The organism is Niallia oryzisoli, from assembly GCF_036670025.1.
Classification (GTDB): domain Bacteria; phylum Bacillota; class Bacilli; order Bacillales; family Cytobacillaceae; genus Bacillus_BD; species Bacillus_BD oryzisoli.
This window is the reverse complement of record NZ_CP137640.1, coordinates 4,453,284-4,475,179: the sequence shown is the minus strand read 5'-3', so window position 1 is coordinate 4,475,179 and position 21,896 is coordinate 4,453,284. Positions and strand designations below refer to the sequence as shown.

The 21,896-nt window shown below is 37.2% G+C and carries 16 protein-coding genes; 8 read left to right on the top strand and 8 right to left on the bottom strand.

The features are described from left to right. Nucleotides 1-15: 15 nt before the first annotated feature. Nucleotides 16-1,437 (bottom strand): sigma-54 interaction domain-containing protein, encoded by a 1,422-nt coding sequence (locus R4Z09_RS22420; protein WP_338448945.1) that lies wholly within the window; start codon nt 1,435-1,437, stop codon nt 16-18. A gap of 274 nt (nt 1,438-1,711) precedes the next feature. On the opposite strand from R4Z09_RS22420, the gene R4Z09_RS22415 reads away from it, so the two are divergent. The 3 genes from R4Z09_RS22415 to rpoN all read left to right on the top strand — a co-directional run bounded on the left by R4Z09_RS22415 (nt 1,712) and on the right by rpoN (nt 6,186). Beyond that, nucleotides 1,712-3,121, top strand: coding sequence for an aldehyde dehydrogenase family protein (locus tag R4Z09_RS22415; protein WP_338453332.1), 1,410 nt, complete (start codon nt 1,712-1,714; stop codon nt 3,119-3,121). An 87-nt stretch (nt 3,122-3,208) separates the two neighbouring features. Further along, on the top strand, nt 3,209-4,627 hold the full coding sequence (locus R4Z09_RS22410) for an amino acid permease (protein ID WP_338448944.1): 1,419 nt from the start codon (nt 3,209-3,211) through the stop codon (nt 4,625-4,627). Between the two features lie 233 nt (nt 4,628-4,860). Continuing rightward, entirely contained in the window at nt 4,861-6,186 is a 1,326-nt protein-coding gene (gene rpoN / locus R4Z09_RS22405) for an RNA polymerase factor sigma-54 (RefSeq protein ID WP_338448943.1), read from the top strand. A gap of 57 nt (nt 6,187-6,243) precedes the next feature. On the opposite strand, the gene R4Z09_RS22400 is transcribed toward rpoN, so the two are convergent. Together R4Z09_RS22400 and R4Z09_RS22395 are read right to left on the bottom strand one after the other, a co-directional pair. Next, on the bottom strand, nt 6,244-7,140 hold the full coding sequence (locus tag R4Z09_RS22400; protein ID WP_338448942.1) for a DMT family transporter: 897 nt from the start codon (nt 7,138-7,140) through the stop codon (nt 6,244-6,246). Nucleotides 7,141-7,311: 171 nt separating this feature from the next. Next, on the bottom strand, nt 7,312-7,839 hold the full coding sequence (locus R4Z09_RS22395; RefSeq protein ID WP_338448941.1) for a nitroreductase family protein: 528 nt from the start codon (nt 7,837-7,839) through the stop codon (nt 7,312-7,314). A gap of 235 nt (nt 7,840-8,074) precedes the next feature. Here R4Z09_RS22395 and R4Z09_RS22390 point away from each other — a divergent pair, with 235 nt between their 5' ends. Both R4Z09_RS22390 and R4Z09_RS22385 read left to right on the top strand, forming a co-directional pair. Next, nucleotides 8,075-8,938 carry a fumarylacetoacetate hydrolase family protein gene (locus R4Z09_RS22390; RefSeq protein ID WP_338448940.1) on the top strand — a complete coding sequence of 288 codons (864 nt, stop codon included), beginning with the start codon at nt 8,075-8,077 and terminating at the stop codon, nt 8,936-8,938. Between the two features lie 528 nt (nt 8,939-9,466). Further along, nucleotides 9,467-10,171 carry a DUF421 domain-containing protein gene (locus R4Z09_RS22385; RefSeq protein ID WP_338448939.1) on the top strand — a complete coding sequence of 235 codons (705 nt, stop codon included), beginning with the start codon at nt 9,467-9,469 and terminating at the stop codon, nt 10,169-10,171. 27 nt (nt 10,172-10,198) lie between these two features. On the opposite strand, the gene R4Z09_RS22380 is transcribed toward R4Z09_RS22385, so the two are convergent. The 5 genes from R4Z09_RS22380 to pxpB form a co-directional block, all read right to left on the bottom strand. After that, on the bottom strand, nt 10,199-12,706 hold the full coding sequence (locus R4Z09_RS22380; protein WP_338448938.1) for an EAL domain-containing protein: 2,508 nt from the start codon (nt 12,704-12,706) through the stop codon (nt 10,199-10,201). Beyond that, complete coding sequence (locus R4Z09_RS22375) at nt 12,693-14,117, bottom strand: ABC transporter substrate-binding protein (RefSeq protein WP_338448937.1); 1,425 nt, start codon at nt 14,115-14,117, stop codon at nt 12,693-12,695. The genes R4Z09_RS22380 and R4Z09_RS22375 overlap by 14 nt, the downstream gene beginning before the upstream one ends. Nucleotides 14,118-14,314: 197 nt before the next feature. Beyond that, complete coding sequence (locus R4Z09_RS22370; protein WP_338448936.1) at nt 14,315-15,082, bottom strand: 5-oxoprolinase subunit PxpA; 768 nt, start codon at nt 15,080-15,082, stop codon at nt 14,315-14,317. Between the two features lie 13 nt (nt 15,083-15,095). Next, the gene (locus tag R4Z09_RS22365) at nt 15,096-16,091 is read right to left on the bottom strand and encodes a biotin-dependent carboxyltransferase family protein (RefSeq protein ID WP_338448935.1); all 996 of its coding nucleotides are present in this window, start codon (nt 16,089-16,091) and stop codon (nt 15,096-15,098) included. Beyond that, the gene (gene pxpB / locus R4Z09_RS22360; RefSeq protein WP_338448934.1) at nt 16,075-16,803 is read right to left on the bottom strand and encodes a 5-oxoprolinase subunit PxpB; all 729 of its coding nucleotides are present in this window, start codon (nt 16,801-16,803) and stop codon (nt 16,075-16,077) included. Before pxpB ends, R4Z09_RS22365 begins: the two co-directional genes overlap by 17 nt. 271 nt (nt 16,804-17,074) lie before the next feature. Here pxpB and fabF point away from each other — a divergent pair, with 271 nt between their 5' ends. The 3 genes from fabF (at nt 17,075) to R4Z09_RS22345 (ending at nt 21,833) form a co-directional block, all read left to right on the top strand. Continuing rightward, nucleotides 17,075-18,316, top strand: a complete 1,242-nt coding sequence (gene fabF / locus R4Z09_RS22355; RefSeq protein ID WP_338448933.1) for a beta-ketoacyl-ACP synthase II — start codon at nt 17,075-17,077, stop codon at nt 18,314-18,316. Between the two features lie 168 nt (nt 18,317-18,484). After that, nucleotides 18,485-20,359 carry a molecular chaperone HtpG gene (gene htpG, locus R4Z09_RS22350; RefSeq protein ID WP_338448932.1) on the top strand — a complete coding sequence of 625 codons (1,875 nt, stop codon included), beginning with the start codon at nt 18,485-18,487 and terminating at the stop codon, nt 20,357-20,359. A gap of 190 nt (nt 20,360-20,549) precedes the next feature. Beyond that, on the top strand, nt 20,550-21,833 hold the full coding sequence (locus R4Z09_RS22345; RefSeq protein ID WP_338448931.1) for an MFS transporter: 1,284 nt from the start codon (nt 20,550-20,552) through the stop codon (nt 21,831-21,833). Nucleotides 21,834-21,896 lie beyond the last annotated feature (63 nt).

Here is a 21,896-nt window from a genome sequence, read left to right as displayed (position 1 = left end):
AATGGACAAAATGGTTCATTTTGTCCTTTGGTGGTGTCTGACACCTTTATATTTTTTAAGCTTTCGGACGACAGATGGCTGGCTGATTCCGAGTAATTCGGCCATTTCATAGGTTGTTTTGCATGTTTGAGCGGCTCGAAGTATCATATGTTCCTCCACTTTTTCTATAGCTGAATTTAGATCTAGATGTTTTAGTTCTTCAAACTGGATTGTTGTTTCCCTTTGTAATTTGGTTTCCTTTGTTTTCGAAATGGGATGACAGTTAATGGAAGGGGGTAGGTCATTTGGATAAATAGTAGTTCCCTCAGTTGTTAAGATTAAACGTTCCATTAAGTTTTCTAGTTCCCGGACATTGCCGGGCCATTTGTAGGCTATTAATGATTCATAAGTTGCGGCATGGAGCTTCTTTGCGGTTTTGTATTTTGCATTTATTAAGTCAATATAATGGTTGATTAAAAAAGGAATTTCATCTTTGCGTTCCCTTAATGGGGGAATGTGCAGCGGAATTACGTTTAGTCTGTAAAATAAATCAAGTCTAAACTTTCCCTTTTCTACCATTTCCTCTAAATTCTGATTGGTAGCTGTTACAAGCCGGAAATCGATATGCTGTTCTTTCTTGCCTCCGATTCTCATAAACTTCTTTTCCTGCAGTACCTTCAATAATTTCACCTGCATGGATAGAGGAAGCTCCCCAATTTCATCTAAAAACAAAGTGCCATTATGGGCTTGTTCAATCAATCCTTGCTTTCCCTTTTTGGTTGCACCGGTAAAGGAACCTGCTTCATAGCCAAACATCTCTGATTCAAACAAATTCTCAGGGATTGTACTGCAGTTTACTTCGATAAAGGGCTCTTCGCTGCGCTGGCTTCGGTTGTGAAGCTCGTGGGCAAACATGCTCTTTCCAACGCCAGATTCACCTAAAAATAGAACCGTGGCGTCTGATTCAGCCACTCGATGAATGGTATTGGCAATCTGCTGCATTTCTTTGCTGCGGAAGTGTATCCCTTCTTTTCTTCGCAGTTCCTCTACTTCAGTTTGATAGCCTTGAAGTTTCCGTTCCAATTGTTCATATTGTTCTTGGAGTCTTCTAATTTCGGTTTGATCCTGGGCGTAGCTGACAACCCGAACGATCGTTCCATCATCATCAAAAAGAGGATACCCCTTCGTCATGATAACCTTTCCAGTTTGAGTGTGCTGCAGGATTTGGACTGGTTTCTTTTCTCTTAAAACCATCGCGGAAATAGAAGGGGTAAGAATTTCCTCCCTTTCAAGCTGATAAACAGATTTCCCTTTATATTCATCGGCTTTGAGACCATAAACTGACCAATGTTCAGGGTTTGACTGAAGAATGATCCCTTCTGCATCTGTAATAGTGATATTATTGTTAGATGTTTCAATAATGTAATTTAATAGTTTCTCTGCAAAAGAATCTTTCATCCCATTTTCCTTTCTTAAGTAGCGTTTGATTCAAATATAAATCAAAATTATCCAATAATCAAGAATTGAATTAAAATTCAGATATCTTAATTCGTTAATGAATCATTCTTCAAAATCAGCGATTTTTTCCCTTATTTAAACAAAAGTTTGATTGGCATGGTTATTGCTAAATAATTAATAAAGAATTTCATCGGTTGAAAATCAACCTAAGAAGACGAGGAGGAATATCGTGACTAAATATTTAAATTTCATTGGAGGAGAATGGAGAGACTCCATGGATGGAACAACAAGAGAACATATTAATCCTGCAAATCCTTCACAAATGATAGGTTATACAGTACCAGCTATTGCCGAGGAAGTAAATGAAGCTGTAAAACATGCAAAATCAGCTTTCTCACAATGGAAACAGCTTTCACCTGTTGAACGTGGAGAAGTATTGCGGAAAGCAGCCGATATTTTGGAAGCGCAATCACAGGATATTGCCGAGACAGCTACGAAGGAAATGGGTAAAAGATTAATTGAAATGAAAGGTGAGGTTCTTCGCGGAGCATCCATTTTGCGTTATTATGCTCAAGAAGGAATGAGAAAGCTGGGAGAGGTTTTGCCCTCAGCAAACAGTCAAAATACACTTTATTCAGTGAGAGTACCGCTGGGTGTTATTTCTGTCATTACACCATGGAATTTCCCGGTAGCGATTCCTATTTGGAAAATCGCACCTGCACTGGTTTATGGTAATACAGTCGTTTGGAAGCCCTCTCAGGAGACAGGCATTACAGCAGTAAAGATAGCGAGTGTGTTTGAACAGGCAGGTCTGCCGCCTGGCGTATTAAATCTTTTAAATGGAAGCGGAGAAATAGTGGGAAACGCACTTGTTGAACATCCGGAAACAGCAGCCATCACTTTTACCGGCTCAAACCGGGTTGGAAGAGAGCTGGCTTCCAAAGCAGTGGCGCAAAATAAAAAGTACCAGCTGGAACTGGGTGGTAAAAACCCGGTCATTGTTCTTGAAGATGCTGACTTGGATTTAGCGGCTAAATTAACCGTGGAAGGAGCCATGAAGCAAACGGGTCAACGGTGTACAGCTACAAGCCGGGTGTACGTTGAACAGTCGATTTATGATCCATTTATTGAAAAACTGTTAGGACACACCGCTCTAATTAAGGTAGGGGATGGCTTAAATGAGGCTGTGACAATGGGGCCTGTAGCTTCAAAAAAACAATTTGATACAGTTACTTCCTATATAAGAAAAGGCTTAGAAGAAGGAGCAGAAATTCTCTACGGCGGTAACGCCTTATATGATCCAGTCTATCATGGCGGCTATTTTATTGAACCAACGATTTTTGGACAAGTAACAAATGAAATGACCATTGCTAGAGAAGAAATATTTGGCCCTGTGTTAGCTGTCATCAAAGTAGCTGGTTATAATGAAGCGCTTGCTCAAGCAAATGATACGATCTATGGTTTAAGTGCGTCATTGTTTACAACCAATTTAAACAAAGCCTTTGACTTTATTAAAAATAGTGAAGTCGGGATGGTTCAAATTAATGGCGAGACCGGAGGAGCGGAACCACAGGCACCATTTGGAGGAATGAAAGAATCCAGCTCCGGTACGAGGGAACAAGGTCAGGCTGCAATGGAATTCTTTACTGCATATAAAACAGTATCCCTAACAACTTCTTTGTAATTTTCACGATAGATTCATTTTTTTATGAATGGTTGTAATTTTAAAAGACGAAATATTTTAAAATTATCAAAAAAATGAACAAGGAAGGTGATAAGTTTGGCCGTACAACATAATGAACTTAAACAAGATCTAAAAACTAGGCATGTGACCATGATATCGATTGGCGGTGTAATCGGGGCAGGATTATTTGTCGGAAGTGGTGCAATTATTGATTCGACAGGACCTGGTGCTATTATATCCTATATCATTGCTGGATTAATGATTGTTTTGATCATGAGAATGCTTGGAGAAATGGCGGTTGTGAATCCAGACAGCGGGTCTTTCTCTACATACGCTCATAATGCAATCGGTCCTTGGGCTGGATTTACGATAGGTTGGCTCTATTGGTTTAACTGGGTTATTATTGTTGCAATCGAAGCAACATTATTAGGCGGGATGGTACATGATTGGTTTCCTTCCATACCAGTTTGGGTAGGTAGCTTGGTTTTCCCTGTTTTAATGTTAATAACAAATATCTTTTCGGTTAAAGCATATGGAGAATTTGAATATTGGTTAGCTTTAATTAAGGTTTCAGCAATTGTAATCTTTTTATGCTTAGGGGCTGCGATTTTGTTTGGATTCGTTCCAGGGATAAAAGCGCAAAGCCTATCAGAAATAACAGCAAACGGCGGATTTTTTCCGAAAGGAATTCTTCCGGTATTTCTTAGTGTAATTTTTATTACTTTCTCATTATCAGGGAGTGAAGTTGCAGCTATTGCAGCAGGTGAGTCACAAAACCCTCATAAGAATATAATGAGAGCGATAAATGCGGTTGTATGGCGCCTTCTTCTGTTCTTTGTCGGTTCAGTAGCTGTACTAATTATGGTTATTCCACAGGATGCCAAAGACTTACTTCTGACACCTTATGCGAGTGTATTTGAACTGGCAGGATTTTCTGCCGCGGGGCAAGTGATGAATCTTGTCATCTTTATCTCTTTACTTTCAGTTTTAAATTCCGGTCTGTATACAAGTTCCCGAATGGTTTACTCATTGGCTTTGAAAGGGGATGCCCCAAGAATTTTAACCCGGGTAAATAAAAAAGGAGTACCAATTTGGGCATTAGCGATTAGTTTACTTTTTGCCTATGTATTCACGCTGTGTAAATTCATTGCTCCCAATACCGTCTTTGTATTTTTGGCAAACAGTTCAGGCGGAGTTTCTATGCTAATGTACATCTTTATTGCTTTCTCACACATTATTCTGCGAAGGAGAATGGAAAAAAACAATCCTGAAAAACTGGTAGTGAAAATGTGGCTGTTCCCATATTTGACTTATGCAACGATCTTTGTCTTATTTGCCATTTTTGCTGCCCAGGCTTTTATTGATTCAATGAGAATGCAATTCCTGTTAACATCTCTGTTAACTGCTCTTGTCATTGGTTCTTACTTCCTGTTCTATCGTAAAAAAGAACATTCTGTTTTGAATACAGAAGAAATACAGTTAAATGAAACAGTCATAAATAAATAATAGAACGAATCGAATTGTATAAAGTATGATAGATTACTGTTTTCAAGTACCTATGAAAAACCTGTAAGCCATTTAACAGGTTTTTCTTTTTTGTGATTGAATAAATAACATTTCGACATTTTTCTCTTTTGAAAAACTCAAATAGTACTATTCATATGATGAAAAATAAGTTATTATAGTTTTATAAATATTATTTTAATAATTAAAAATTTTCAGAATAATAGGTGAGTAATATGCAATTAGGAATGAATTTAAATCAATATCAAACCCTAAAGCTGACGTTGACACCTGAGCTTAGGCAATCGATTAATATTCTACAATACTCTGCATATGAACTAATCGATTTCTTAAAACAACAGGCAGTTGAAAACCCCCTTTTAGATATAAAAGAAAATATCAGTATGGATTTTGTGACTCGTAACTATAATCAAACAAGCGTATCTTCCGGTACTTCTAACAGTGATAAGGACTATGATCCTATTATTCATTACTCGGATACTGTAATTACTCTTGAAAAGCATTTACTTGAGCAGATCATGACACACGCTAAAATTAATGAAGGTCAGAAAAACATCTTGAAATTTTTAATTGGTCATTTAAATCAACATGGTTATTTGGAAATAGAGCCAGTGAATGCCGCTCAAATTTTATCTGTATCAATGGAAGAAATGGAGGAAGCTGTTTTTATTTTACAAACGCTAGACCCAGTAGGAGTAGGAGCTAGAAATCTAAAAGAATGTCTTTTGATTCAAACCGAATCACAACAAGATTCCCACCCATTAGCCTATCCTATCATTGAACACCATATGGAAGATTTAGCTGCAAACCGCTATCATAAAATGGCCAAACAATTTAATGTAACCGTACAGGATATTCAAGAAGCAGCTGATTTTATTAAATCTTTAAATCCCCGCCCATGCAGTGAATATCATCATGAAATGACACAATATATTATTCCTGATGTAATAGTAGAAAAAGTAAATGATGAACATATAATTATTGTTAATGATAGTATGATTCCTCAAATTTCTATTCATCCTATTTATAAGAATAATACTGTGAAAATGGCAGAGGATTATATTAAAAAGAAACAACATGAAATAACTATGCTAATGAATGGCATTTCGCAAAGAAAATATACGCTTTATAAGGTGACTGAAGCGATATTAGAGATGCAGAAGGATTTTTTCCATTATGGAATGACCAAATTAAAACCTATGACCTTAAAGGATTTATCTGAACAGCTTGGCTTTCATGAGTCGACCATCAGCAGGGCAACAAGTAATAAGTATATCCAGACACCACATGGACTTTTTAAAGTAAAGGACTTGTTTTCAACAGGCCTTTCAAGACGTAACAGTATGGATAGTGAATCATCTGTGGTAATTAAGGAACAAATAAAGGACCTGATTGATAAAGAAAATAAAGAAAAACCAATTTCAGATCAAAAGATTGTCGAATTACTCATGAAAAATGGAATACAGATTTCCCGCCGGACCGTTGCAAAGTACCGGGAAGAAATGGGTATTCCTGGTTCATCAAAAAGAAAGCGTTACTAAAAAGTCTATTACATTGCTTTAGAAATTATTAATCTATTAAAAATGAGAGGAAGGAATCTAACTTCCTTTCATTTTTTTATTGTACAATTTTTGCACCATTTGCAGATTAGGATAGGCAATTCCAATTAGAATGATGGTAACACCTATCCATTGGGAGAGGGTAACACTTTCCTTAAGAATAAGTGTTGACATAGTTACGGCAGTAGGTAATTCTGATGCGCTTAAGATGTTCCCGAGTCCACTGCCGACCTTTGGCATCCCGATATTAAACAGAAGCGGAGGGAGAAATGAACCGAAAAATGCAAAGAACAGGGCAAATGTAAGCAAACCATCCATTAGTGAGCCATTCAAGATAAAGGTTGGCGGTAAAATGAAAAACACAAGAATTGTTGCTCCGCTGGTCATAATTGCGCTCTTTCGAATAGGATGGATGGGTATGCTTGAGCGTCCGCTAATATAGATAAAGGATGCAAAAGATATGGCTGAAAGTAATCCCCAGCATAATCCAATTAGCGAAAAAGAGATACTATTATACAAAACTCCTGAAGCAAGCACAGAGCCAATAAGGATCACTGTGGTAGCATTCAAGTTTTTTCGACTTGGAACTGTTTTATCCAAAAGAAATTGTAAAATGATTCCAACCCAAGTGAATTGAAGTAATAGTATAATGGCTAATGAAGCATCGATATATTTGAGCGATTGATTATAAAAAATACCGGTTAACCCCATTGGTGTTCCGCTTATAAGCAAAATCAAAATTTGCTTTATACTTAATTTGTTTTTTTGAATAAACATGGAAAGAATCCATAACATGATCGCGCCAAAAAAATACTGTGTTCCCGTTATATCACTTACATTAAAGCCCTCGGAATATGCGAGTTTAACAAATGTTGAAACAACACCATAAGAGCAGCCTCCAAGAAATACAAGGAGACCATATTTCCATATACTCATAATTTCCTCCTTACTAAATACACAATAAAAACCACCCGCCTTCAATGAAGGTGAGTGGTAATTAGCATGACAAATGCATACCAAATTCTAATTTGATTATAAATTTAATAGATAGTTGTTGTAAATGATATTTACTTTCTGTGTAATCAGCAGGCAGGATGCTGCAAAGAGTTATTTGCCAAACTTACCGTAGTGTACAATTGATTCTCTTGGTAATAATGTTTTAGCAGGTGGTTCTTTTTCTGGATAGCCTAATCCTAATATGGCAACAACGCGTCTGTCACTTGGGATTTGGAGATGTTCTCTAACAAAGTTCTCTCTTTTCTCAGACTCATCCTGATCCTCGGAGTGATAAATCGCACCAAAGGCAGCACCGATTCCCAATTCGATTGCTGACAGCCAAATAAAACCACTGGCAATGGATGAATCCTGCAGCCAATATTTGCTGATATCTGGACGTCCAGTAATGACAATTGCTGCTGCAGCATCTGAAAGCCAAGGTACAAACGGTGTAGCTTGTGATAAATGCTGTAACGAATCACGCTCAGTTACTAAAATAAATTCCCTTGATGGAAGATTATTTCCTGCCGGAGCTAAATAGGCAGCTTGTAATATTTGCTCCAGTTCCTCACTTGCTATCGGCTTTTGGATATAATGAGTTATTTCTCGTCTTTTTTGAATGGCTTCAAAAACCATCATACAAAAATCACTCTCCATCTCGTTTTAAATGAACATAACCTAACATAATAAACTTCTTATTATTAAAATAATACTAATCCTATTAGAATCCAACAAATGAACTGTATTTTCTTATTAATATCAAGCACAAAATCCAGTAAAGTTATGAAGGGATTACCCTAATGTCAGTAGAATTATGTAATATACTGATTTTTAATAAATCAAAAGTAAATACAAAATGAAATGAGGACTTAAGGTGAGATTTATCAATTTTAAAGCTGGAAATACCACACGCTTAGGTATTAAAACAGAAAATGGAATTATCGATGTAGAACAAGCTGCTAAAACTTTTGCCCTTGAAGTTCCAACGAAAATAGAAGATGTGATTGCTGCAGGTGAAAAGGGGATTAGGCAGTTAAGCGAATTGTGTGAAAGGGAAATATCATATCTTTCAGAAGAAGAATTAGTATATGCACCATCTGTAACAAATCCGGAAAAAATAATTTGTGTCGGTTTAAATTATGTGGACCATGCAAAAGAATCGAGTATGGACATACCTACATCACCTGTACTTTTTAGCAAATTTAATAATGCATTGGCTGCGCATAATCAAACGATTGTATTGCCGAAAAGTGCTGAGAAATTTGATTATGAAGTAGAACTTGTCATTGTAATTGGCAAAGAAGCAGCGAATGTGTCAAAGGATGAAGCTCTATCCTATGTGTTTGGCTATACGGTTGGAAATGACTTGTCTGCAAGAGATTTGCAATTCCGCAGCGGACAGTGGCTGCTTGGAAAAACCCTTGATAACTTTGGTCCAGTAGGTCCTTATTTAGTGACAGCAGATGAAATAGATCCAAACAACCTAAATATTGAATGTAAAGTAAATGGTGTTGTAAAGCAGTCAGCCAACACTCGTGATATGATTTTTGATTGTGCAACGCTTATCAGCTATATTTCTGAACACATGACGTTAAAGCCGGGAGATATCATTTTCTCTGGAACACCAGAGGGAGTTGTGCTAGGTTATCCGGAAGACCAACAGGAATGGCTGAAATCAGGGGATGAAGTTAAAGTTACGGTTGAACAAATTGGAACATTAGTGAATGTACTGAATTGAACTACTCCACCTTAATTTCTAACGAAACTTGAGATGGAGATTCCTGCGAACACTGGTGTATCCACCAGTTATTTAGCAGGCTATCCCTGTCGCACCGACAGTTAGCAGTACAGATGGCTTTGTAGCCTCCTGCGGCGATACTATCTTGTACATTTGAACTCACTGCACGCTCTACTCTGCTTGGTTTTCGCTACTTCGATACGTGCAGGGCGAATGATGCTTGGATATTTTACGTGACAAAGCCTTTCTTGTCACAACCCTATATATCCAGTTTTCAAAGAACAACTTGTACAGGGAAATTATACCATGCAAACATATGTTTTGGCTATCGCCAACCGACATTCATCTCCCACTTTCTCATTGGGCTACACCCTTCACATTCCTTGAAGTGGGAGTCTTCTGTCGGAAAACGATAAATTTTATAAATGTAAAAAGCAGACATAAAAAAAGTCTGCTTTTTTATTTTCGAAATAACATAACTCCAATTGGGGAAAATAAACATGCAAATTTTAAGGGAGGGGGGATACAATGGAGTTCTTTCATGGTCAAGAATCTCTAACAACCTTGCAGTGGGTGTTAAGAGCTGTTGTTACCTACTTATTTTTGCTGTTATCAGCAAAAATAATGGGACAGCGTTCCATTTCTCAACTAAGATTAATTGATTTTGTCATGGCATTAATTATCGGAAATATCATGGCGCATCCATTATCGGATGAACATTTAGGATTAAAGGGATCGATGATTTCGATGTCTGCTTTAATCATATTGTATCTATGTACGATCTTATTAATTTTGAAATTTCAAGGCATTAGAAATCTTTTGCATGGCCAAGCCTTTCCATTAATAAAAGATAGTCAAATTATTTATAAAAATCTAGCGAAAGCCAGGATATCGCTCGATGTACTTTTATCAGAAATAAGAAAGCAGAAAGTGTCAGAGGTGCATCATGTTTCTCTAGCTTTATGGGAGCCGGATGGAACGATTTCTATCTTTTTAAATCCTCAACAACAAACGATAACCAAAGCAGATATGAAAATACAAACAAAACCCTTCTCTTTTCCTCGAACTGTTATTAAAGAAGGTAAGCTGAATATTTATGTATTACATGAGATTGGAAAGGATGAAGAGTGGTTAAAAGAGAGGATTAAATCAAGCTACAACGTTGAATTACATCATATCTTATTAGCTACAATCGATCAAAAGAATAACCTGAAGGTCTTTTTGTACAGCTAATAAAAAGAACCTAAGTATATTAGGTTCTTAAGCATATAACAGTATAGTTTTTTGTGCTTCCATTACGAGTTGAGAGTACAAGGTTTCAAATTCAGTGGCTGGTAATGGTTTGCTGAAGTAATAGCCCTGAACATTGTCACAGAGATATCTTTTTAAATATTTAACTTGTTCCTCGGTCTCTGCACCTTCAGCTGTAACGGTTAACTTTAAATTATGAGCCATCGTAATAATTGTCGCTACAATTGCCTCGTTATTTTGATCGATAGTCATGTCATTAATAAAGGTTTTATCAATTTTTACAGTATCAATAGGTAATTTTCGTAAATAGTTAAGTGAGCTATAACCGGTCCCAAAATCATCAACAACGATATGAACCCCTAAATCTTTCAATTCTTGTAAGATAACAATGGATCGGTTAATATCCATTGACATACTTTCAGTAATTTCCAGTTCTAAAAGTTCAGGGTTTATGCCGGTCTTTTTAATGATCTTTTCAATATTACTGACTAGTGATGCTTGTAAAAACTGATGCGGAGATAGATTGACAGAAACAGGTATAGGAGGAAGTCCCATCTTTTGCCATGTAACACATTGATGACATGCTTGTAGTAAAACAAACTCTCCAATCGAAATAATGAGCCCGGTTTCTTCAGCTTGTGGAATAAAGGTCTGCGGTGGAATCAGCCCTTTTTCTGGATGAATCCAGCGAACTAATGCTTCCACACCAGAGACTCTGCCATTCTGTATATTAATTTTCGGTTGATAATAAACAACAAGTTCATCGTTATTAATGGCTTTACGGATGCTATTCTCCAGGACGATTTGATTTCCGAAATATTTATCATCTTGTCTTGAATAAATAGCGTAATTATTTTTTTCGTGCTGTTTCACTTTATACATTGCGTGATCAGCTAGTTTTATTAAAGTATCCGCATCGTTACCATCCTTTGGATAAAAGGAAATGCCTATACTTGTTGATATAGGAATTTTATAGCCTTTAATGATGACGGGATTTTCTAAAGCCTTCATAATTTTTTCTGCAACCAGGATGGGTTCAGTATGGTCTAGTAAAAGTGGTAATAGAATGGTAAATTCATCACCGCCTATGCGGGAAACAGTATCACTTTCATCTAAGCAAGATACAATTTGTTTTGAAATATGCCTTAATAAAAGGTCTCCTGTTGCATGACCAAATGTGTCATTGACTGCTTTGAATCGATCGAGGTCTAAAAACAAAATGGCTGCCAAAGTATTGTTTTGTTTAGCTTTTTCTATCGCATCCTGTACATACATTTTGAATAAACGGAAATTTGGTAAGCCTGTTAAATAATCATGATAGGCAGACTTGTGTAATGATTCATATGCTGCAACCCTATCAAATGCAAGGGCTATGTGATTTGTAAAGGGTTGCAGCTGTTCGATAATATCTTCTGAAAAATAGTTTTCTTCTGTGCTTGCAATATTTAATGTGCCAATGGCCGTATTTTTTGCGATAATTGGCAGTATTAATAATGAGTTCATTCCTTCTTTCAAAAGTGCCTGTTCAAAATAGGAACCATTATATAATTGAAAGTGATTACGTACAATGATTTGCTTATGGTCGATAGCATAAATAAAACATGTGTCTTCCAATTGCAGTATAAAGGAAGAAATAATATTATACTGTTCGAGTTTGTGTACTTCCAGTTTCTTTTGCTGGTTCATAACTGTTAATGAAATATGCTCTACTCCCATATACTTTTGAATATTGACCAAGGTTGATTTGATGACTTCTGAACTTTGAACATCGTCTTCTAAGACAGAATTTGAAATACTGTCGAATACTTCTAGCATGGCTACTTTGTTGGATAAATCCTTCGTTGCATTGTTAATTTTATTGACTAAGATTTCTTCATGGTTTTGGATGGTTTTGGCCATTTTATTAAACTCAATGGCTAATTGTTGTATTTCAATTACACCTTTTTTCTCTAACGCATCTACATTTCGGTATCCTTTTGATAATTGCTTCGTTGCCGATATCAATTTTTTGATAGGAGCAGTCAATCTCCTGCTAATCACATAGGAAAAGATCAAAGACAGAATCGAATAAATAATAACTGTAATAATTGTTTCAAATAGGACTATTTTTTGTTGTTTTTCCAGGGCAGTCGTTTTTAGACCGATTTCAACTTCTCCAACGTTTTCTTTATAGTATTCGATAGGGAGTTTTTCAATTATTAAATTTCCTAAAGTTGTTTCACCTTTTTGATTAACGGTGTTTCCTTCTTTATCCCTGATAATGACATAAGCTATATTTGGTTCAGACTGCAAAGAATACGTTAGAGGACTTAAGTTGGAATAATCCCCTTCAAGCATAGATAATCCAATAGCTGAGTTTAGTGTTTTAGCTGCAGTTATGCCTTCATTTTTTAAGGCTTCCTCCAGATGTGTTGTTTCCAGCCAGAGATAAAGCATACTAATGGTGAGAACACCAGTTAAAACAAGACTGTTCATGGCCAGCCAGAATTGGACAACTAATCCCTTATTCCATTTCATTCTTACCTACCTCCTTGAGGAGGTTGAGCCATTGTCTGTAATGGTCGGACTGTCCATTACGTCCGTATTGTTCCGTAATATCATTCCATTCAGCGGCGGTTAATTGTAAAGTTTCCTCGGCAGTTAAATTATGAATTAATGCTTTGTGTATATTTTCATCAAGTGCTTGCATGTATTCCCATCCGCTTGGAATCATCAAATCAGCATTTGGGTTGTATAAGCTTGACTTTACTGTGTTAAGAAAATCTTCGTTCATTTCAACTAATGGGAATGCTCCTTTTCCAACAGTGGTAAAATGACTGTAACGAAATGGGTCGTTAATGGTTTCTTTTGATGAAAGTCCTTTTTTACTAATCTCCTTTGATGTAATATAAGAGATAATTTCCCACGCTTTATCAGGATTTGGTGATTGCTTGGAAATTCCTAAAACACGGCCAATCCAGATCCCTCCTTTAGGCTGATCAGGATCTTGCGCAGGCACCGAAGTCCAGTCAATTTTATTTTCAACTTGAGAATCCCATGTTTTATGATCAAAAGAAAAACGAGAAGTGTCACTCCATTGAACGACCATGGCGAGGTTGCCATGGAGAAAAGCGTTATTTAAATCAATCCAATCATACATGGAATTTGGGGGAGTAGCTCCACTGTCATTCAGATCAATTAAATCTTGTAATGCTATAACCGCTAATTCATTTTGGATAAGTGGATTCATCTCTTCATCAAAATACTGTCCTCCCATAGAGTTATAACGTTCAGCAAACCAAATGTATCTTTTAGCATCTCTGCCAAAAATCGCAGTGCCATATAAAACCGCTTTTCCGTCGTTGTTTAGATCTCTTGTTAGGAATTTAGCAATTTGGTCATATTCCTCCCATGTTGAAGGCGACTCTATGTTTTTTCCATATTCTTCTTTGTACTCATCATTATATTTTTTAAAGATATCTGCTCGATAGAATAACAAATGTGTATCCCCATCATAAACCATTCCATAATCGTGCCCGTCAAAATTCATATAAAGATTTCGGTAGACGGGTAATAGATCATCGAAATCTTTTGTATTTTCGATATATGAATCAAGCGGCAGCAGCATATCTCTTGTTACATATTCCGGCATTTTACCAGGAAAGATCATATAAATATCGTAGTTTTTTTTGCTGGCAAATAAAAAATCTTCAAGATTATCATTCAATCTGTCTGGATAATGGTATTCTATACGAACACCAAACTTTTCTTCAATATTTTTTTTCTCCATTTGAAACAATGCAAGTGATTGCTCTGAATCAGCGATAATTGAGATCACCGGTAATTCACTATTTGTTTCATGTTTATTCTTTTCTTCGGAAGGAGATGTATTGTATCCAGACAATATGATCATAAAAATAAGAAACAACAATGGCCGTGTTGATCTCATGATAGATAACCTCTGATTTGTTTGGGTATATTTTACCATTTCTTTTGTAATGAGTGAGGGAATATTGGATTTTGTCGAAAATATGACACATATATTTCAAAAGTTTGTTTGAAATACATATATAATTAAAGAATTACCGTATTAAGAAGGGGCTGTCCCAATTGGACAGCCCCTTATATGGAGATCATGTTTCACTATTATTTGTAGTCACTGATTTTTGTCAGTCTAATATCAGCTTCTTTTAATGATACGGATAAGGATTTAGCAAATTCTAAAGCCCCTTTCGTGTCGCTATGAATACAGACGGTATCTGCCTGAATTGAGAGATCCATCCCTTGGAGTGTACGCACCTTTTCTTCCTTCACCATTGTAATGACTTGGTTATCTGCTTCTTGGCTGTCAATAATGAGAGCATTTGGATGGGAACGGGGTGTTAAGGAGCCATCCTGTTGATAAGTGCGATCTGAAAACACCTCATTTGCTGTACGCAGTCCAATTTTCTTCCCAGCCTCGATTAATTCACTGCCAGCTAAACCAAAGAGAATCAATTCCGGGTCTATTTTATAGATGGCTTCTGCAATGGCTTTTGATAAAGCTTTATCCTTAGCAGCCATATTATATAGGGCGCCGTGCGGCTTTACGTGCTGCAGTTTTCCGCCTTCGGCCCTTACAAAGCCGTATAGTGCACCAATTTGATAAACGATAATATCATAAGTTTCTTGAGGTGAAATCTTCATTTCTCTTCTACCAAAACCAACTAAGTCCTGAAAGCCGGGATGTACTCCGATCCCGACATTCTTTTCTAGAGCAAGCTGGACTGTTTTTCTCATCGTTGCGGGATCACCCGCATGAAAACCGCAGGCAATATTTGCTGATGTAACATAATTCAGTATTTCTTCATCATATCCTATGCTATAAGCACCAAAGCTTTCCCCCATATCACAATTTATATCAATTACGTGCATGACGATTTCCTCCTTATAAATGATAAATCCCATATTTAAGCTGTTTGATTTTTTTCTCTCTTTCCAGATAAAGCAATTGTGCTTCCTCCGGCGTAATATTGGTAAAATGAATCGTATCATTTGGTTTAACTTGGGCAAGTAATGGCAAATCAACAGAAGCAATTTCGCCTATCTTAGGATAACCGCCGGTTGTTTGCCGATCAGCCATAAGGATAATCGGGTTCCCGTCAGCAGGTACTTGAATGGTACCGAATGTGACGGCTTCAGATAACATTTCAATGGCCTTCTCTAGGCGTAGCATAGGTCCTTTTAACCGGTAACCCATTCGGTCAGACTGAGGGCTAATTTGAAAAGGTTCCGTCCATAACCATTCCTGACTTTCTTTTGTAAAAAGCTGATATTGCCGCCCTTTCATGACACGGAAAACAGGATTCTTTTCCAGCTTTGGGATAAGTTCTGAAGAAATAGACCAGTTCATTTCAACAAAGGGCAGGTTTCGGTCCATATTGATCAATTTTTTTATCAGCTTACTGGACTGGTGTGACTTTTCAGCAAACGCGATTTTGTCTCCTGCCTGTAAGGCGCGTCCATGAAAGCCTCCTAAATTAGCACGTAAATAAGTGGAAGTACTATTCATAATAGAGGGGATTGAAAACCCTCCCGCTACTGCAAGATATGAACGGGTGCCAGTTTTAGCGTATCCAAATTTGAGTACGGCTCCTTTTTTTACAAGGACTGGACGCCACATAGGGACAGGCCGGTCTTGAATAGTAGGTGATAGGTCCCCGCCGCAGATAGCAATTAAAGCATCCTCCTGAAACTGAACGTTGGGTCCAAGAAAAGTCATTTCAATCGTTGGTTTATTTTCTTCATTACCTACTAATAGATTCGCTAATCGATGGGAAAGGGAATCCATCGCACCACTTGTAATAACGCCGTATTTTTGATAGCCAAACCGTCCAAGGTCTTGAATAGTGGAAAGAAGGCCGGGTTTAGTGATTGTAATCATGCTTTTCTTTTGCCTCTCTTTCTTTGAACTCCGCGCAGGAGATGCTGGTAAATTTAATTCTATCACCTGCTTTTAATAGAGTAGGAGGGTCTTGATTAAGGTGAAACAAGAAAAACGGTGTACGGCCAATGATTTGCCATCCTCCGGGTGTTTCAAGTGGATAAATGCCGGTTTGGTTCCCTGCAATTCCGACTGAACGGGCAGGTATCTGTAATCTTGGTGTTTTTCTTCTAGGTGCAGCGATTCTATCTGACATTCCACCTAGGTAAGGGAATCCGGGTGCAAAACCGATCATATAGACGACATAATCACCAGAGGTATGGATTTGAATCACTTCTTCCGGTGTTTTGTGATTGAATTCAGCAACGATTTCTAGGTCTGGTCCATATTCTCCGCCATAGCAAACAGGGATTTCAATCATTCTTGATTCAAATGTTTGATCTAGTCCAATACTGGATAATAACGTGATTAGCTGTTCGCAAACATAATGGTAGGGGAGTTTTCGTCCCTGTGTGAGACGTTCGATTTTCATTGGATGATAAAAGATGGTCAAAGTTGTAAATGCAGGAATATATTCAATCATCCATTCAACAGGAAAATCTTGAAGGTATGAAGAAATCATTTGTATTTTTTGATGTGTAATCGTAGAGATAGTATTTCCTAGTTCGATAATAACTCCTTGATCACCCAGTGGAAATAATTTGTAATTCATAGTACCTCCAATAAAGTAATATATTTAAAAAATCAGAGATTGAAAAGGTTAAACCAATGTAATATAGTGAATAGTCTTATTATAATGAAAATGAATATGTAAGAAAAGGATAGAAGGAAGCGAGTATTAAATAAATAAATATATATAACTAATGGAAAAAATGCTAGAATTTTAAAATAAATTCGAAATATTTTCCATCCTCTACTGTCCTTTTGAAATCAAGAGTATCGCGGGTTACAATAAATATATTAATAATAGGGAGATAGTATAAATGAAAAAAAGAGTTGTCATTACAGGTATTGGAGCTGTTACTCCAGTAGGAAATGATGCTGTAACAGCATGGGAAAATATTAAAAAAGGTCACTCAGGAATTGCGCCTGCAGTCCGTATTGATGTGGAAAAAGTAGATGTAAAACTTGCAGGAGAAGTAAAAGACTTTGTTCCAGAAGAGTTTATTGATCGAAAAGAAGTTAGAAGAATGGGGCGCTTTAGTCAGCTTGCTGTTGCGGCCAGCAAAATGGCTGCTGCGGATGCCGCTCTTCAGATCGGTGAAAATGTGGACCCTGAGCGTATTGGTGTATGGATTGGTTCAGGTATTGGCGGTTTGGGTGAATTTGAAGAACAATATAGAAAGTTTTTAGATAAAGGGCAAAGAAGGGTGAACCCATTTACGATTCCAATGTTTATACCGGATATGGCTGCAGGAAGAGTATCGATCGAATTAGGTGCAAAAGGAATCAACAATTGCTCTGTAACGGCTTGTGCTTCCGGATCCAATTCCATTGGTGACGCATTTCGAGAGGTACAAAAAGGTAGTGTAGATATTATGATTGCAGGTGGTACGGAAGCTTCTATTACGGAAATGACGGTCGCAGGATTTTCAAACATGACCGCACTGTCAACAAATCCAGATCCCGAAACAGCGTGCCGTCCGTTTGATAAAAATCGCGATGGCTTCGTTATTGCTGAAGGTGCAGGTATAATCATTTTAGAAGAATTAGAGCATGCCATAGCACGCGGAGCGAAAATTTATGGCGAGCTGATCGGCTATGGTGCCACAGGGGATGCCTATCATATCACATCGCCTGCACCAGATGGGGAAGGTGCTGCACGGGCAATGCAATTAGCATTAAATGATGCTGATATTTTGCCGGAACAAGTCGATTATATCAATGCACATGGTACCTCGACTCCGTTGAATGACTTGTATGAAACAAAAGCCATTAAATCCGTTTTTAAAGAGCATGCGTATCAGCTGTCTGTCAGCTCTACGAAATCCATGACAGGTCATATGCTAGGGGCTGCAGGTGCCGTTGAAGCGATCTTTTCTCTTTTAAGCATCAGAGATGGAATTCTTCCACCTACAATTCATTACCAAACAAAGGATGAAGAGCTGGATTTAGATTATGTTCCGAATGTGGCAAGGGAGAAGAATGTTAACATTGCTTTGTCTAATTCCCTTGGATTTGGCGGTCATAACGCTACGCTTTTGTTTAGAAAGTACTCTGAATAAGATTTAGACTGTTATTTTTTCAAAAATATTGACACATGAAAATAGATATGTTATTTAAATTATATCGCGATTAGCACTCTATTGGGTAGAGTGCTAATTCATTTGTTACAACAATCTACTACGTAACATATGGTTCACGTAGTCTTAGCTATGAAAGGAGATGTTTTTATGGAAAAGAAACAATTCCAGGCGGAATCTAAAAGGCTGCTAGACTTGATGATTAATTCCATTTATACTCATCGCGAGGTTTTTTTAAGAGAGTTAATTTCAAATGCCAGTGATGCGATTGATAAGATTTATTACAAAGCTTTGACAGATGACTCTTTACGTTTTGATCAGAATAGCTACTACATAAAAATCGAGGCAGAAAAAGAAAACAGGACCCTTAAAATTATTGATACTGGTATCGGAATGACAAAGGAAGAGCTTGAAAATAACCTGGGTGTTATTGCAAAGAGCGGTTCTTTAGCATTCAAAAAAGAGAATGAGCTGAAAGATGGATATGACATTATCGGTCAATTTGGTGTTGGTTTCTATGCTGCTTTTATGGTTGCAGATGTGGTAACTGTCATAAGTAAAGCATTGGGAAGTGACGAAGCCTACAAGTGGGAATCCGAAGGTGCAGATGGGTATACGATTGAGCCATGGCAAAAGGATTCTGTCGGTACGGAAATCATTTTGAAAATAAAAGATAATACTGAGGAAGACCAGTTTGGAGAGTTCTTAGAAGAATACCGTTTAAAAGAAATCATTAAGAAGTATTCTGATTTTATTCGCTATCCAATTAAAATGGATGTTACTGTAAGCAAGCCAAAAGAAGACAGCGAAAATGAATATGTAGATTTTAAAGAAGAACAGACGATTAATAGTATGGTTCCAATTTGGAAAAAGAACAAAAACGATCTTACTGATGAAGATTATGAAAAGTTCTATCATGAAAAGCGATATGGTTTTGACAAGCCGTTAAAAACGATTCATACAAGTGTCGATGGTGCGGTAAGATATCATGCAATTCTTTTCATTCCGGAAAATATTCCATTTGATTACTATTCTAAGGAATATGAAAAAGGATTAGAGCTTTACTCCAATGGCGTATTGATTATGAATAAATGTGCGGATCTCCTGCCGGACTATTTCAGCTTTGTAAAGGGTATGGTCGATTCCGAAGATCTATCTTTAAATATCTCAAGGGAAATGCTCCAGCATGATCGTCAGTTAAAACGAATTGAGAAAAACATTAACAAAAAGATTAAAAGTGAGCTCTTAAGCTTATTGAAAAATGATCGAGAAAAGTATGAGAAGTTTTTCAATTCCTTCGGCAGACAGTTGAAATATGGAGTATACAGTGACTTCGGTTCTCATAAAGAAGTTTTGCAAGACTTATTGATGTTCTATTCTTCAAAAGAGAAAAAGCTGGTTACTCTTGATGAATATGTATCTAGAATGCCTGAGGACCAAAAATATATTTATTATGCTTCAGGTGATTCTAATGAGCGGATTGAAAAGCTGCCGCAAACAGAATTAGTAGCAGATAAAGGCTATGAAATTCTTTATTTTACAGATGAAATTGATGAGTTTGCGATTAGGATGCTTATGACTTATAAAGAAAAAGAATTCAAATCCGTTTCAAGCGGTGATCTCGGAATTGAAGAGGATCAAACAAATACAGATGAAGAATTGAATGAAAATAAGGATCTGTTCGAAAAGATGAAGGATATCCTAGCTGGTAAAGTAAAAGATGTTCGGATTTCTAAAAGATTAAAGACTCATCCAGTCTGTCTATCTACTGATGGTGAAATTTCAATTGAAATGGAAAAGGTCCTCAATGCGATGCCTGACAGCCAAGGTATTAAAGCAGATAAAGTGTTGGAAATTAATGCACATCACGAAGTGTTCCAATCCTTAAAAGCAGCCTTTGAAAAGGATCAAGAGAAACTCGCGTTGTATACTAATCTTCTATACAATCAAGCCTTATTAATCGAAGGTTTACCAATTCAGGATCCGGTTGAGTTTACAAATGATATTTGTAAAGTGATGGTATAATGGATGAAAAAACAGCCCCTACTTTTATCGAGTGCGGGGCTGTTTTTTCGTTACTCGAGAAAATTTTAAGAATATTTTACAAAATATAAATAATATTGAGTAAATACATAGTAAACTGAAAGTAGGAATAAAAGTAATAATGGGACAAGGCACAAAATGCTTTATAAAGCTTGCCTGGGAGGAATCGATTATGGGCAAAATGACAGCACCTGAACGTGGTTGGGCTTTTTATGATTGGGCGAACTCCGCATACACGCTGGTTGTCGTCACGGCAATATTTCCGCTTTATTTCAAAGCTTCGGCAACGCAGGCAGGAATAGCGGCCTCGACATCAACGGCTTATTGGGGATATGCCAATTCATTTGCAACTTTATTAATTTCTATTTTAGCCCCTATTTTAGGCACAATTGCAGATTTCAAAGGCTATAAGAAACGTTTATTTGTCATTTTTTCGTCATTAGGAATCCTTTTTACGCTGCTTCTGGCTGTGGTTCCTAGTGATCAGTGGCTGCTCTTATTGGTTTGTTTTGTGGTCACGTCGCTCGGTTTTTCGGGGGCTAATGTCTTCTACGATGCCTTTCTTGTTGATGTGACGACCAAGGAAAGGATGGACCGCATCTCTTCAAATGGATTTGCGCTTGGCTATGTTGGCAGTACGATTCCTTTTATCGTTTCAATTGGAATTATTTTATTGTCTCAGCAAGGCATTATACCGTTATCAACCACAGTAGCAAGTCAGATTGCCATAGCCATTACAGCATTATGGTGGGGGATATTTACCATTCCAATGTTAAAAAATGTGGAACAAAAATACTACAAGGAACGTGTTCCAAATCCAGTTTCAACAAGTTTTAAACAGCTGTATTCAACAGTAAAAAACATTAAATTATACCGCCCTTTATTTTTATTTTTATTGGCCTATTTCTTCTATATTGATGGCGTTCATACGGTCATTAATATGTCGACGGCATTTGGATCAGACCTTGGCATTACATCGACCACGTTATTAATTGTCTTGTTTGTTACGCAGATTGTAGCGGCGCCGTTTACCATCCTGTTTGGTAAACTAGGCGGAAGATATAGCGAGAAGACGATGATTATGGTGGGGATCATTGTTTATATTTTTATTTGCTGTTACGCCTATTTTTTAGATTCCTCTATAGACTTTTGGCTGCTGGCAATGCTTGTTGCGACTTCACAGGGAGGAATTCAGGCCATGAGCCGTTCTTATTTCGCCAAACTTGTCCCGAAAGAATCATCAAATGAATTCTTTGGCTTTTACAGTATCTTTGGAAAGTTTGCAGCGATAATCGGACCGGTATTGGTCGGGGTCGCTGCACAAATCACGGGAAGTACGAACAGCGGTGTCTTTAGTCTTGTCATTTTATTTATTATTGGGGGCGTTATACTGCTTCGAGTGCCGAAGCAAGAAGTGATGGTTTCTACTTCTGCCGTTAATCGTGAATTAGATTAATGCGTCAAGTATGAGAGATCAGCCTTTTTAAAATGAACCAACATAACTGTAAAAAAAAAGCCT